This window comes from Thalassobacter sp. 16PALIMAR09 (assembly GCF_000765485.1).
Classification (GTDB): Bacteria; Pseudomonadota; Alphaproteobacteria; order Rhodobacterales; family Rhodobacteraceae; genus Thalassobacter; species Thalassobacter stenotrophicus.
Window position 1 is genome coordinate 35,147 of record NZ_JHAK01000002.1, and the last position, 13,564, is coordinate 48,710.

Here is a 13,564-nt window from a genome sequence, read left to right on the forward strand (position 1 = left end):
CGACCCCTCCAAGCGAACGCCCGGCCTTGGACGCTTTAGTTGCCGTGCGCAGCCATAAGGGCCTTTGCTTCGTCAATCAACGCTTGTCCGTCGATGCCCTTGGCCTCCATCTCAGCGATCCACGCGGTGTAGATGGGTGCGGTTTTGGCGACCCAATCGCTGGGATCGGTGATTGTCGTGATCGTGTTTCCGCGTGCAACTGCCACCGCGCGGGCCGGGGCATCTGCGTCCTGTTGGATGCGGCCTGCATTGACCGAAAACTCTAGGCCAGAGTTCGCATCGACCACGGCCTTTAGGTCATCGGGCAGGGCTGCGTAGCTGTCCGGGTTCATCGCCAACACAAAGGTCAGCGTGTACAGCATGTTGCCTTCAAATTCGGTGTGGTTGGATACCAATTCGGGTACCTTTAGCCCGCCGGTGACCTCCCACGGAATTGTTACGGCATCCACTACCCCCTTCGAGAGGGCCTCTGGGATAGCAGGCACAGGCATGCCCACGGGCGTGGCACCCAGTTCGCCCAAAAGCTGGTTCACCATGCGGCTGGCACCCCGTGCTTTGACGCCGGTCATATCCTCGGGCGCGGTAATCGGGGCCTGCGAGTGGATTACCCCGGGGCCATGCACCCATGTGCCCAGCACGTGGACATCGCGAAATTCCGTGTCGCGCATATGGCGTTCGTACATCTGCCAATATGCGCTGGATGCGGCGGCGGCATCGCTGACGAAGAACGGCAGTTCGAACACTTCCGTGCGGGGGAAGCGGCCGGGCGTGTACCCGACCACCGTCCAAATGATATCCGCAACACCGTCAATTGCTTGGTCCATCAGTTCCGGCGGCACACCACCCAACTGCATGGAGGGGAAGCGGTTGATCTGAATGCGCCCGTCTGAGTCTGCCTCAATCGCATCAGCCCAAACGTCTAGGATCAGCTTGGGCACATTGGCTTGTGCTGGCAGAAACTGGTGTAGGTTCAGCGTGACGTCTTGTGCCTGAACGGGGGGCGCAAAGCAAAGGCTGGCGGCGGCGATGACGCCCAAAATGGTGCGACGGTTCATGGCGGTGTCCTCTCATCTCCCCACGGTATCCGGAAGTCTGCCCGAGCGCGCACCACCGAGCCAGCGGTTTTTCAGGCTGGATCAGTGATCGTTAGGTCAACTGGTGCCAGCCCGTTGATCGTGCCGTGCAGCACATCGCCGGGGGTTACGGGGCCAACGCCCGCAGGTGTGCCCGTCAGGATCACATCACCGGGGCGCAGCGTATAAAAGCCGGACAGATGACTGATCAGGTCGGGCACGGACCAGACCATATCCGCAATCGGCGCGCTTTGCTTTTCGGTGCCGTTTTGGGTCAGGGCAATGTGATGGGTGTGGATGTCAGTCACTTCTGCGGCGGGTGTGATGGGCGCCATTACTGCGCCGCCCTCAAGATCCTTGCCTAGATCCCAAGGGCGTTGCTTTTTCCGCTCACGAATTTGCAGGTCCCGGCGGGTCATATCCAGTGCGCAGCCGTAACCAAACACCTCCGTGCCGTTCAAATAAACGGCCATCTCCATTTCGTAGTGAAAATCCTCGGTGCCGGGCGGGTAGGGCAGCGTTGCACCCGTGTGTAGGGCGTTCACAGGGGTCTTGGTGAAATAAAACGGGGCCTCGCGGTCCACCTCGTTACCCATCTCGGCGGCATGGGCGGCATAGTTGCGCCCAACGCAGAAAATCCGGCTCACGGGGAACAGGGTGTCGCTGCCCACAACGGGGACAGCAAAGGGCTTAGGTGCAGGAAAAACGAGGGACATAGGCGCTCCGCTAGAGTGTTTTTCAAAGCCTAGCGCGCGGGTTTCGAAAGGACCAGACGCAGCGGTCTGGACACAAGTGTCTAGACGGATCGAAATTCCGACTCTAGCGTTTCTAAAAACGGACTGATTCTGGGAGGCTTGTCATGAAATCGCACTACCGCGTTGTTGTCATCGGAGGGGGCGTTGTCGGCGCCTCAGTCCTGTATCACTTGGCCAAATTCGGCTGGGATGACGTGTGCCTGCTGGAGCGGTCAATCCTGACGGCGGGGTCATCGTGGCACGCGGCGGGTGGCATCCACGCGCTGAACGCGGACCCCAACATCGCGGCTCTTCAGGCTTATACGATCGACCTTCTGCCCGAGATTGAGAAGGAATCCGGCCAATCCATCGGCCTGCACATGACCGGCGGGCTGACCATGGCGGGCACGCCCGACCGCTGGGAATGGTTGCAATCGGCGTATCGCACATTCCAATCCATCGGGATTGAGGATTGCCGTCTCGTGACCCCCGAAGAGGCGCACGAATTGTGCCCCATCATGTCCACCGACGGCCTTTTGGGCGGCATGTGGGCCGACCGAGAGGGCTATGTTGATACCACCGGCACCGTCCAAGCCTACGCGATTGCGGCCAAGAAACGCGGTGCATCTGTGTTTGAACACACCAAGGTCGAAGCCTTGGAACAGACCCAAGACGGCTGGCGCGTCATTACTGACAAGGGCGTTGTCACGTGTGAGCATGTGGTGAACGCAGGCGGGCTGTGGGCCAAGCAGTTGGGCCGTATGGCGGGAATAGAACTGCCGGTCGCGCCGCTCAAACACCACTATCTGATCTCGGACACGATCCCACAGCTAGAAGAGCTGGATTTCGAGGTCCCGATGACCGTGGACCTAGAGGGCTTTACCTATCTGCGGCAGGACCAAAAGGGCGTTCTGCTTGGTATCTATGAAATTGACCACGAACACTGGGCGCTGGATGGCGCGCCGTGGGATTACGGTATGGAGCTGTTCCAAGAACAGACCGACCGCATCGAGAATGAATTGATCCTTGGTTTTGAACGCTACCCGGCGCTGCAAGAGGTTGGAGTTAAAACGTGGGTCAATGGGGCCTTCACGTTCTCACCCGATGGGAACCCGCTCGTCGGGCCGGTGCGCGGCAAGCCCGGGTATTGGTGCGCCTGTGCGGTGATGGCAGGCTTCCTACAGGGGGGCGGCGTCGGCAAATCACTGGCCGAGTGGATGATCCACGGTGAGCCAGAGGCCGACGTGTTTGGCATGGACGTCGCGCGATATGGCAAGTTTGCCGAAAACCGCCAGTTCATCCGCGAAACGACGGGCCAGTTCTACACCCGGCGCTTTGTGATGACATACCCGAACGAACAACTCCCCGCAGGGCGTCCGCTGAAAAAGGCCTCGGCCTATGATGCGATGTCGGCGGCGGGCGCGCGTTGGGGGGCAAGCTACGGCTTGGAAATGCCCCTCTATTTCGCGCCTGAAGGGTTTAAGGAAACACCCACGCTCAAGCGCTCAAACGCGTTTGATCTGGTGGCTGCGGAATGCAAAGCCACCCGTGAGGCCGCGGGCCTGTTGGATATCTCAGGCTTTTCCCGGTTTGAGGTGTCCGGCCCCGGCGCAGAGGCGTGGCTTGACCGGATCATGGCGTCCAAACTGCCCAAACCCGGCCGCGCGAAACTGGCCCCGATGCTGTCGCCCACGGGCAAGCTGAAGGGGGATTTGACCGTCTTTAACTGGGGCGACGGGACGTGGTGGATCATGGGCAGCTACTATCTGCGCGAATGGCACATGCGTTGGTTCGATGACCACATGGACGACGGCGTGACCGTCACGGACATCGCGGATGCCACCGTCGGGTTCTCGGTCTCTGGGCCGAACGCGCGCAAGATCATGGAGGCCGTGACACAAGACGACATCGCAACGCTGCCGTTCATGGGATGCGGCACGTTCGACATCGGGATGCTGCGGTGCAAGGTCGGGCGCCTGTCGGTCGCGGGTGAGTTGGGCTATGAAATCCACTGCTCGGCGGCGGAACACATCACCCTGCGCGAAACGCTTTTGGCAGCAGGTGCAGCCCACGGCATCAAAGAGATCGGCTTCAACGCGCTCCTGTCCCTGCGGCTGGAGAAAAGCTTTGGCATCTGGTCGGCTGAGTTCACCCAAGGCTACACCGCTGCGCAAACCGGTATGGACCGCTGGATCGACTGGTCCAAGGACTTCGTCGGCAAAGCTGCGGCAGAGGCCGAGCGTGCTGGCTCAGGCCCGGCCCAAGTGCTTGTGACGTTGGAAGTGGATGCCAAGGACGCTGATGCCAGCGGCTATGAACCGATCTGGCGCGATGGTGAAAAGGTCGGTTTCGTGACCTCGGGCGGGTACGGACACACGACGGGCAAATCGCTCGCAATGGGGATGGTGAACCAAGACTGCGCCGCTGAGGGTACGGAATTGACCATGCACGTCGTCGGCGTGGAACGGGGGGCGACCGTGATTGCGGCCTCTCCCTACGACCCGGCGGGCAACGCCATGCGAGGGGCCTGATGCAGGAGCAAGCCCCCCCAATGCGTCGCGGCCGCAAACGCGCGCTGGCTGACACAACGCCACGGCGCACAGTCAACTATCGCCAGTTGCGCAATCCGTTCACGCCGCAAAACGTGTTCTCGCAGGATGAGGTGGCAGAACTGCACGCCACCTCCCTGCGGGTTCTGCGCGAGCTTGGTATCAAGGTTCTGTTGCCAGAGGCGCGGGACCTTTTTGCGGCGGCGGGTGCGCGGGTGGTGGACGATATGGTCTATCTCGATGCAGATATCGTGGATGCGGCCCTCGCGACCGCGCCCAAATCCTTCACGATCCACGGCGGGACTGCGCCGCGCGAAGTCGTCATGGAACTCGGCACGCTTTCGTTTCAAAGCGGGGCAGGTGCGCCGAACGTGACTGATCTCAAGCGGGGCCGCCGCCCCGGCGCGCTGCGTGATGTCGAAGAGCTGACACAGATGGTGCAGCACTTTGACGCGATCCAAATGCTGAGCCCCGGGGTTGAGCCGCAGGATATCGCGCCCGAGGTCCGCCATTACGCCTTTACCAAGGCGCAACTGACCCTCTCGGACAAAGTTCCGTTTGTGTTTTCGCGCGGATCCGAACAGGTGAGGGATTGCTTTGAGATGATCCGCGCGTTCCGCGACCTGTCTGAGGCTGAATTCCGCGCAAAGCCACACTGTTATACGATCATCAACACCAACTCTCCGCGCCAGATAGACATCCCAATGGCGCAGGGGCTGATTGATTTCGCCCGGTACGGTCAGCCGTCTGTGGTTACGCCATTTTGCCTGATGGGGGCCATGGCGCCTGTTACGGTCGCGGGTGCGTTGGTGCTCAGCCATGCAGAGGCCATGGCCGCGATCACCCTGACGCAACTGGCAAACCCCGGCGCGCCGGTGATGTACGGCTCATTCTCATCCAACGTTGATATGAAATCCGGCGCGCCTGCGTTCGGTACGCCCGAGCAGGTAAAGGTCAGCCTCGGGACGGGGCAAATGGCCCGCCACCTGGGCCTGCCATGGCGCAACGCCGCCGGTTGTGCGGCCAATATCAATGACGCCCAAGCCGCCCACGAAACCGAGATCAGCGCTTGGGGTGCGTTGATGGCCGGGGCTACCGTCATCATTCACGCTGCGGGCTGGCTAGAGGGGGGGCTAAGCGTATCCTACGAGAAATTCATCACCGACATGGAGATGGTGCAGGTCATGGCCGAACTGTGCACGCCCACCGCCGCAGATGAGGCCGCGATGGCGTTCGAAGCCCTCAAGGAGGTGCAACCCGGTGGGCATTTCTTCGGCTGCGCGCATACGATGGAACGTTATGCCAGCGCATTCTACGCGCCCGTCGTGGCGGATTGGTCCAACTTCGGCACATGGACAGAGCGCGGCGCGCTCGATGCCTCCACCCGCGCGACGGCCCTATGGCAGGAGATCGTTGCAACCCACAAGCCCCCCGCCAACGTGACTCCCGAACGGCTGCGCGCGCTCAACGCATTTATCGCCGCGCGCACCGCTGAGGGCGGGGCGTTTCCAGTCAGTTGAGCGGTTCAGACACATCCCTCCCCCAGACCAAAGCCACCCGAGAGGATTGGCTGCGGGTTGCGATGGATATCTTGGTCTCGAACGGGGTGCAGGACGTCAAAATCATGAAGATCGGGGCCGCGCTGGGCGTCTCGCGCTCCAGCTTCTATTGGTACTTCAAAAGCCGCGAAGACCTCTTGGACCAACTCTTGGCTGAATGGGAACGGACAAACACCGGCATTCTGATCCACCACGCCAACCTGCCCGCCGCCACAATCACCGAGGCGCTTTGCAATTTTTTCATCTGCGTCGTGCGTCCAGAGGGTTTTAACTATCAACTGGATTTCGCGGTGCGAGAATGGTCACGCCGCGACCCAGCTGTGCGCGCCGTCATCGACCGTAGCGATACGGCCCGCACCGACGCGCTGCGCGATATGTTTGCCCGCTATGATTACAGCCCCGCCGAAGCTGATATCCGCGCCCGCGTGCTATACTACCAACAGATCGGCTACTACGCGCTGGAGCTGTCCGAAAGCCTCGACATCCGCCTCTCCCGCTTGCCCGGCTACTTGTTGGCCTTCACAGGTCAATCCGCAAGCGCGGCTGAGATTGAGGCGTTCCGCAAAGCAATTGCGTGATCGGCTCATTGCGCGGCAGAAATGGCCCCGGTCATTTTATGAGCTGTGATTCGATGCGTTGTCGTGCGTTTTGAACGGCACGCGTTCACGCGAGTACTGCAGCAAACAAGCTATGCCCGTTATGCTACAAGCGATACTTTAGAGAAAGTGGTGAGCCGTACAGGATTCGAACCTGTGACCCGCTGATTAAAAGCCGCGTTTTTGTGCTTCGCTGACTTACGCTTGTGTACGCTAAATTACTGTATTTACTTTGTTATTCTTGACGTCGCTCACGACGGGTTTCTATGCCTTACTCCACGGTTTTCATCCGCCCGCTGCCACTATGCTTCCAAGGTTTCGGGCTGCATTTGGAGAAATAGATTTGCCTAAGATTACAAAACGCGCTGTTGCGGCGCTTCAGCCCAAAACCACACCTTACTTCATGTGGGACACGCTCGTTGTCGGTTTTGGTGTCCGTGTCATGCCGTCCGGCACCAAGACGTTTCAAGTTCAGTATCGCAAAGGTGCTCGAACGCGCCGCGCCGCGTTGGGTCGCTTTGGTGTCGTGTCCGTCGAGCAAGCCCGCGATCAAGCGCGAGAGATGCTCGGTCAGGTCGCAGGCGGTTACGATCCGGTGGAACAGATTGCGATTGAGCGGATGGCTCCCACGGTCTCGGACCTCTGCGACCGTTTCCTCGATGTGCATGTCGCAGTGCATGTGAAGCCGTCCACGGCCAAGGATTATTCCTCCACGATCCGCCGCATGATCCGCCCCGCGCTTGGTATGTTCAAAGTCACCGACGTGCTGCGCAAAGATATTGCCAACCTGCACTACCGCCACCGCGACACGCCGATCCAAGCGAACCGGATGCTCTCGGTCCTGTCCAAGATGTTCAACCTCGCGGAACTCTGGGGGCTGCGGCCTGACGGGACCAACCCCTGCCGCCACGTTCCGAAGTACAAAGAGAACAAGCTGGAGCGGTATCTGACCCAAGCCGAAATCCAGCACCTCGGCCAAATTCTCAAGCGCTGTGAAGACGACGGTTCCGAGACGCCGCATGTTATAGCAGCGTTTCGTTTGCTGCTCCTCACGGGATGTCGCTTGGGTGAGATTCAGACGGCGAAGTGGGAGTATGTGACCGAGCGCGGGCTAGAGCTGCCAGATAGCAAAGTGGGCAAGCGGTGCGTTCCTCTGCCTGCCGCCGCCCGCGCTGTTCTCGATGGCCTTCCCCGCACAGCGGGCAATCCGTTTATTATCGAAGGTAAGCTGCCGGACACGCACATCACCGATATGCAGCGACCGTGGCGACGTATCCGCGAACTGGCGGGCCTTGAGGACGTCAGAATTCACGATTTGCGCCACACCTATGCCTCGATAGCGGTGTCCGGTGGGATGCCGATACAAATGGTGGGCCGCCTCTTGGGACATACACAACTGCAAACAACCCTGCGCTATGCGCACCTCGCCGACGATCCTGTCCGAGCGGCGGCTGAGGAAAACAGTACGGCTATTTTTGCAAGCCTTGGTGCGTCTAAACCGAAGAACCATCTGCGGGTGATTAAGTGAGCGACGACCAGACAAATAGAGACACTTTAATCCAGTTCGTTCAGGCTATGGCTGATGCTGGGGCAGATCCTGAGCAACCCTTCACGACGGACGTTTTCGCTCCGATTGCTCGACGATATGGTTTCTTAGACGCGCTTACTCCGGTGCTGCGATTTACTTTGAACTTTGCCGCAAACGCTACAGGCTTCGAAAAAAGCTACCCAGAAGCTCGGAAAGAACTTGGTGCCTTGCGCCGCACCATTAACAAGCTCGACCGTCAGATAAACATTCTGGAGCCCGAAACCCGTTTTCTGGTCGAACGCGCAAGTGCCTGCCAGAAGCTAATGCCAAACGTCGATATTCTCCAATCCGGCGACTTCGAGAGCATACCGGAGGCGGCTTTGGCGTCTTTCAAGACAATCGCGCAAACGAACCGCGAAGGACTTGCCTTGATCGAAGAATTGTCTGAGTTGTCTGCGAAGCTCGATTGCTACCTTGAAACCGCAGAGAGAGTAGCAAGAGGTCAAGGCGGTCGGCCCGCCAATGAGGACTTGGAACTGTTACTGTTGGCTGCCTACCAAGCCTACGTGAATGGTACAGGCGCGCCATTTACCTTGGATTGGCACACAGACGATGCACCACTGTCCAATGCCGCACGGTTCTGTGTTGATGTTGTGAGCGTCGCTTTTCCCGATGTGTCATTTGCGCAAGTCCGCACTGTCAGCAGGCGGGTGCGAGAAAAATCCATTCCAGTCAGCAACATGCAAAATGCTGCAACTTTCTTGGCGAGTTTCAACAAGCGGGATCGCTAGCTGAATCCACGTATCCTATCGTAGCAAATCCTCATTGAATTAATCGATGAGGATGCGATGACGTTTTTGAATACTAGTGATATTCCCCGCCCGTTTCTAAACGAGAAACAGGTCGCGGACTTAATTTGCCAATCTGTCCGTACGATCCAAAAGTGGCGCATGACAGGTCATGGGCCTGCCTTTCACAAGTTTGGGCAATCCGTGCGTTATCACCAAGCGGATGTCTTGGCGTGGGTCGAGGCACGGCGTCAGGAACATAACCCCCAATGACACGGCCTCCCAATCAGAACAGCGACGCCGCAAGGGCGCACCGCTTGGAACCGCTATCCACCCTGTTCTCAGCGACTGCTTGTGTCGGTTGGTGGGGGAGTGATCACGTCCAAGTCTCAGTTCCGGAGGGACGAACGCAGAGCGCAGAGACGGTAGAGCTTTGCGCCGCGTGTCCTGCAAGACTGCGATTGCCGCCGTTCACCACCACTGCATTCACCTCATCACTGCCGACGATTGCCGTTCAATACGCTGACGCTGGAGCGTGCTCGGGCCGTTCGATGCGTTGAAGTGGCAGGAACACTGCGTGGGGGCGGCGGGCACCAGCCCGCGTGGGTCCGCGCGGTGATCCCGCAAAAAGGGGGGTCTTTGTAACACCCCCCTCTAGAAATACAAAAATAGGAAAAAGATAAATGAATTTAATAAGAAAAGGATTTGATGGTCTCGATGTGTCATTCCCGCTGACCGTCAACGAAGCCGTGGCTGCAAAGCTTCTGGAAGCTCAAGAGCAAAGTAAACTTGCCCAGCAGGACGTGGGCATCTTCACCCATAATGGGCTGACCATGCTCGTTGCCCAAACGGGCGCCAGTGGAGGGTACGCCTATCGATGTAGCACCGAACCCGGCACCCCATTTGGCGAGAATTGGTTTCTGAAACACCCTCGCGACAATGGTGACGAATGGGGCGTTTGGGTTTCCTGCGGTGCGCTCTCGCTCGCCTTGCATGGTCTGCAAAAGGTCCGCGCTGACCTTGAGCAAAAGTTAGAGAGGTTGGAGCTGAACTACGAGCTTGGTTCAGAAAGCATCGGGCGTGTCGATTTCGCCTTTGACTTTCTCGCTCCAGACCTGCGGCCTCAAAGGGACCACTTCGTCACCCACTCCCGTACCAATGTGCGCGACCATGCGGATCCGTCCATCGATGTGGATGGCAAGTCGGGTCGTGTTGAAACGATTACGGTCGGTAAGAACCCCGGCAGGCAAGTGATCTTATACGACAAACGGGCGGAAATCATCGCAAAGCATAAGCCGTATTGGCTGAATATTTGGAATGATGCGCGGGCACGGGACGGTCACGCCCCGCTTGTGATTGAAGATCGTGCACAAAGCGAAGTGTGGCGAATTGAGGTGCGGGCATTTAAAAAACATCTGAAAGAACGCTGGGCTGTCACCACTTGGGGCAACCTCAAAGCGCGCTTGCCACAGATTATAGAGACGGCCTTTGACCAGGTGCGGTTCACGCTCCCGACCTCGGACACCAACCGCTCCCGATGGCCCGATCATCCGATTTGGGTGGCAGCACGTGCCGCGCTTGACGGCGACTTCGACGAGCTAGCGAGCATGGCCGATCCAGATGAAATACGGGAGATTTGCAAGGCGGTCGCAGATGAAACGCTTCTCGCTCAAGTCTCGGGCTGCATGATCGCACGCGCAGGCCTACACGGGGTAAGTGCCGATCAGCTGCAAACATTCATCGCAGGGACTGCCGACCACATCGGACGCGAAATCGGGCGTCACCCTGATCGCGCCACCCAGAAGTTGGAGGCCGCAAGGGCGAGGTATGCCGTTTGTGAAAGCTGTTGAACACAATCGAACGTTTTGATAGCTGACTGCGCAGTAAAGTGGTTTGTCGAAAGCTTGCGTCCAAAAGATAACTGCTTCTTTTACCTGAGTAGATTATATACTAATCGGCGATGATAATAGAATAGACGACTTAAGAAGGGGCCGGATAAGCCTTTTTAATGTGATCCAGCTGGTAGCTTAAATATCGCACGCTCTGTTGCTTTAAGAGGTTGAAAGGAAGGCCGCAAATTTATGATTTATACAAAGCATCGCACGATATTCATCCATATTCCAAAAACTGGCGGCTCTAGTATTGGTCGTGCCTTGAAACCACATCGCGATCTAAAAACGGTTTTGATCCGCCGTGCGAACAAAACGCTAAAAAGTATGCGACTGTCTTACCGGGTGAATAGTATAAACGAAGGTGGACATCCTAGCGCAATCGAGCATCGAGAAGTGTTGGGAGACGAGTATTTTAATTATTTTAGTTTTTCTATTGTTAGCAACCCATTTGATTGGACTTTGTCATATTATAATTATTTCCATAGGAGAAATACGCCTGAGCCGCTTAGCTTTCAGGAATATCTCAAGGTAATGCCGCCGAAGCCGCAAAGCGAGTATATTCTGGATGCTAGGGGGAATATCATGGTCTCATACGTAGGGAGGTTTGAAACGATCAATGAAGATTTTAGAGCCATTTCGAGAAAAATGCATCTAAACGCAGAGCTTCCCCATGTGAACTCCATCAAGAATTTGAACTTAAATACGGGCCATAACAAAGAGACGCGAAAGCTTGTGCAGGAAAAATATCAGCTTGATTTCAAGATTTTCAATTACTCAATGGACTTGTATATCTAGTTGTAGGCGTGCTCTCACTGATCATTCTTTGAGGTACGTTTCTAGTTCTGCAATAGAATGATGGGTTCTAGTGTGTCATAGGGCCAGGCTTGATCTGGGATGATAGGTGGCGTAAGTCTTCAAAAACTAGAAATAGCCCTGCTAGTATGTCATAATTCTCTGTGTGACACTAAGGTAGCTCATATTAATCTAAAAACAGACGTACACTACATTAGATACTTTCATAGGCGTCTTCGTCGATGGTAACTAACATGCCTGGTTTCATGCAGTAGAAAAATATTGGGATAAAAGATGGATATAGCAATACTGCACCAGTACCCTGATTTTAGGCGAACGGTCTTTTACAACTTGCTCCGGCAGGAAAGCCGAACACCTTTACGGGAAGTGGCGGCAGATAAAGCCGCAATCGTAATTTATGGACCTTTTGCTAGAACACCTAAGATCGTAGGTCGCTTTGTGAAGCGAAAAGCTTCTTTCGAACCGAAGCATTTTAGGGGTAGGGTATCACAGCCTATAAGTGTATTTCATTCGATTGAGAATGTGCGGCATGAGAATAAATTCGATTTTTCGATAAGTTATGATTTTTCAACTACAGATTTTGACTATCGTTTTCCCTATTGGATGGAATCTCTTGATTGGAGTCACGAAGGCGTTAGTAGGCCTGATCCACTTCGAATAAGCCGTTACTTTCGGATTAGAGATCTTCTGATGCCGCTAGGAAAATTTTTAAAAGACCGTAATGGTGGATGTGCAGCATTTTTCGGTCAAATCAGGGAGCCTCGTAAAGCACTAATGGAAGCTGTCTCCAGCAGAATGCGGCTTGATACTTATGGCCCTGCTTTTGATGGATCGATAAAGAACAGCGAGTCGAGTGGATCATTTAAAGATATTATTTTGAAGGAATATTCCTATAATCTTTGCCCTGAGAATAGTTTGTATCCTGGCTATTATACAGAGAAAGTGCTTGAAGCTTTCGCTAGTGGTAGCCTTCCAATTACTTGGGCTGATCAGAATATAGGCTGTGATTTCAATCCGAAATCATTCTTGAATCTTCTTGACTATGCGTCTCAAGGATATAACGGTTGGGATGATTTGATTAGTGATCGGCAGTGCGTAGAGCAGTTTGAGAGCGCTGCGTTATTAACGAGTATTCCGTCTGTTGAGCCACTGAGAGACTATGTCAAGCGTATCATTGCCGTGGCTCGATAGGTGTCTAAGTGTTATTTTAGGTACCGGTTGGCCTAGGCAAAAACGATGTCTCATTGTGGGTGCCCTTATATATGTCGGTTTACGTGATGATATAGTGTTTGGGAGGTAAAATGAAAAAGCCCAATAAGTTTCACCGCCGTTTGTCATTTAATCAGTGTCGCAAGCGATTTGGCGCTTTGCGCCACGTTCGCAGCGAATATGATTTTACAGCCATGAGAGAGAATATTATTCAATTAGGTGATGCTGTGCAGACGCGTGGTTCTGAAAAGTCGCTTGATCAACATTTAGATAATTTGCGGCAAGAATTTTCGACTCAGCCAGAATTGTTATGGCACCATGCTAAATTGATTGTATTAATCCGCCGTGAGTTTCAAACTCCCAAGATATATTCGGAGTTTCGGCTGCTTTGGGAGGAGGAGACTGATTTTCTTTGCGAACATTTGAACATGCGGTGGCTCATTGCGGCGAGCGATACATTTGCAGAACATGATGACGATATGGCTGTGCGTGGTGCGGCTATGGTCACTTCAGCGCTCGTGAACACTGTAAAGATGTACGAAAGTGAGCGACTACTTGGACATGCAGATGAATTGGCTCTCGATCCAAAATCATTGGAAAGGGTGCAAAAAGAGCTAGTTCCGCTCTTCGAAGGCATGTCATGCTTTACCGTCGGCACGGATGATACTCTCCGAAATATGCTGTGGCGACTTCAACCGTTTATGACTGTGCAACTTGCAGGACCAATTTTAGCCGAGATCTGGCGTAGGCTGCAAATTGAGGATACTGTATTTCATCGTATGCGCGCTGTGCACAAGCGTGAAAAGACCCGTTGGTGGTAGGC

12 protein-coding genes are annotated in these 13,564 nt (G+C 55.5%); 10 read left to right on the forward strand and 2 right to left on the reverse strand.

Features of this window, described 5'->3' with window-relative positions; genetic code table 11:
• Positions 1 to 35: 35 nt before the first annotated feature.
• Together PM04_RS03985 and PM04_RS03990 are read right to left on the reverse strand one after the other, a co-directional pair.
• Positions 36 to 1,055 (reverse strand): TRAP transporter substrate-binding protein, encoded by a 1,020-nt coding sequence (locus PM04_RS03985; protein ID WP_038004007.1) that lies wholly within the window; start codon positions 1,053 to 1,055, stop codon positions 36 to 38.
• A 71-nt stretch (positions 1,056 to 1,126) separates the two neighbouring features.
• Entirely contained in the window at positions 1,127 to 1,789 is a 663-nt protein-coding gene (locus PM04_RS03990) for a fumarylacetoacetate hydrolase family protein (RefSeq protein ID WP_038004010.1), read from the reverse strand.
• Between the two features lie 143 nt (positions 1,790 to 1,932).
• On the opposite strand from PM04_RS03990, the gene PM04_RS03995 reads away from it, so the two are divergent.
• From PM04_RS03995 to PM04_RS04035, 10 genes are all read left to right on the forward strand, one after another.
• The gene (locus PM04_RS03995; protein WP_038004013.1) at positions 1,933 to 4,338 is read left to right on the forward strand and encodes an FAD-dependent oxidoreductase; all 2,406 of its coding nucleotides are present in this window, start codon (positions 1,933 to 1,935) and stop codon (positions 4,336 to 4,338) included.
• Between the two features lie 20 nt (positions 4,339 to 4,358).
• Positions 4,359 to 5,876, forward strand: coding sequence for a trimethylamine methyltransferase family protein (locus PM04_RS04000; protein ID WP_152593954.1), 1,518 nt, complete (start codon positions 4,359 to 4,361; stop codon positions 5,874 to 5,876).
• A complete protein-coding gene (locus PM04_RS04005; protein ID WP_038004020.1) occupies positions 5,873 to 6,493 on the forward strand; it encodes a TetR/AcrR family transcriptional regulator in 621 nt (206 codons plus the stop codon). Before PM04_RS04000 ends, PM04_RS04005 begins: the two co-directional genes overlap by 4 nt.
• A 361-nt stretch (positions 6,494 to 6,854) precedes the next feature.
• Complete coding sequence (locus PM04_RS04010) at positions 6,855 to 8,039, forward strand: site-specific integrase (protein ID WP_038004026.1); 1,185 nt, start codon at positions 6,855 to 6,857, stop codon at positions 8,037 to 8,039.
• Positions 8,036 to 8,830 carry a hypothetical protein gene (locus PM04_RS04015; RefSeq protein WP_152593955.1) on the forward strand — a complete coding sequence of 265 codons (795 nt, stop codon included), beginning with the start codon at positions 8,036 to 8,038 and terminating at the stop codon, positions 8,828 to 8,830. Before PM04_RS04010 ends, PM04_RS04015 begins: the two co-directional genes overlap by 4 nt.
• Positions 8,831 to 8,887: 57 nt before the next feature.
• Positions 8,888 to 9,100 carry an AlpA family transcriptional regulator gene (locus PM04_RS04020; protein WP_052068194.1) on the forward strand — a complete coding sequence of 71 codons (213 nt, stop codon included), beginning with the start codon at positions 8,888 to 8,890 and terminating at the stop codon, positions 9,098 to 9,100.
• A gap of 410 nt (positions 9,101 to 9,510) precedes the next feature.
• Complete coding sequence (locus PM04_RS17325; RefSeq protein ID WP_052077288.1) at positions 9,511 to 10,677, forward strand: hypothetical protein; 1,167 nt, start codon at positions 9,511 to 9,513, stop codon at positions 10,675 to 10,677.
• 231 nt (positions 10,678 to 10,908) lie between these two features.
• Positions 10,909 to 11,514 carry a sulfotransferase family 2 domain-containing protein gene (locus PM04_RS17600; protein WP_084212695.1) on the forward strand — a complete coding sequence of 202 codons (606 nt, stop codon included), beginning with the start codon at positions 10,909 to 10,911 and terminating at the stop codon, positions 11,512 to 11,514.
• Between the two features lie 291 nt (positions 11,515 to 11,805).
• Complete coding sequence (locus tag PM04_RS17605) at positions 11,806 to 12,723, forward strand: glycosyltransferase family 10 domain-containing protein (protein ID WP_084212696.1); 918 nt, start codon at positions 11,806 to 11,808, stop codon at positions 12,721 to 12,723.
• A 110-nt stretch (positions 12,724 to 12,833) separates the two neighbouring features.
• Positions 12,834 to 13,562 carry a hypothetical protein gene (locus PM04_RS04035; protein WP_038004036.1) on the forward strand — a complete coding sequence of 243 codons (729 nt, stop codon included), beginning with the start codon at positions 12,834 to 12,836 and terminating at the stop codon, positions 13,560 to 13,562.
• Positions 13,563 to 13,564: the final 2 nt, after the last annotated feature.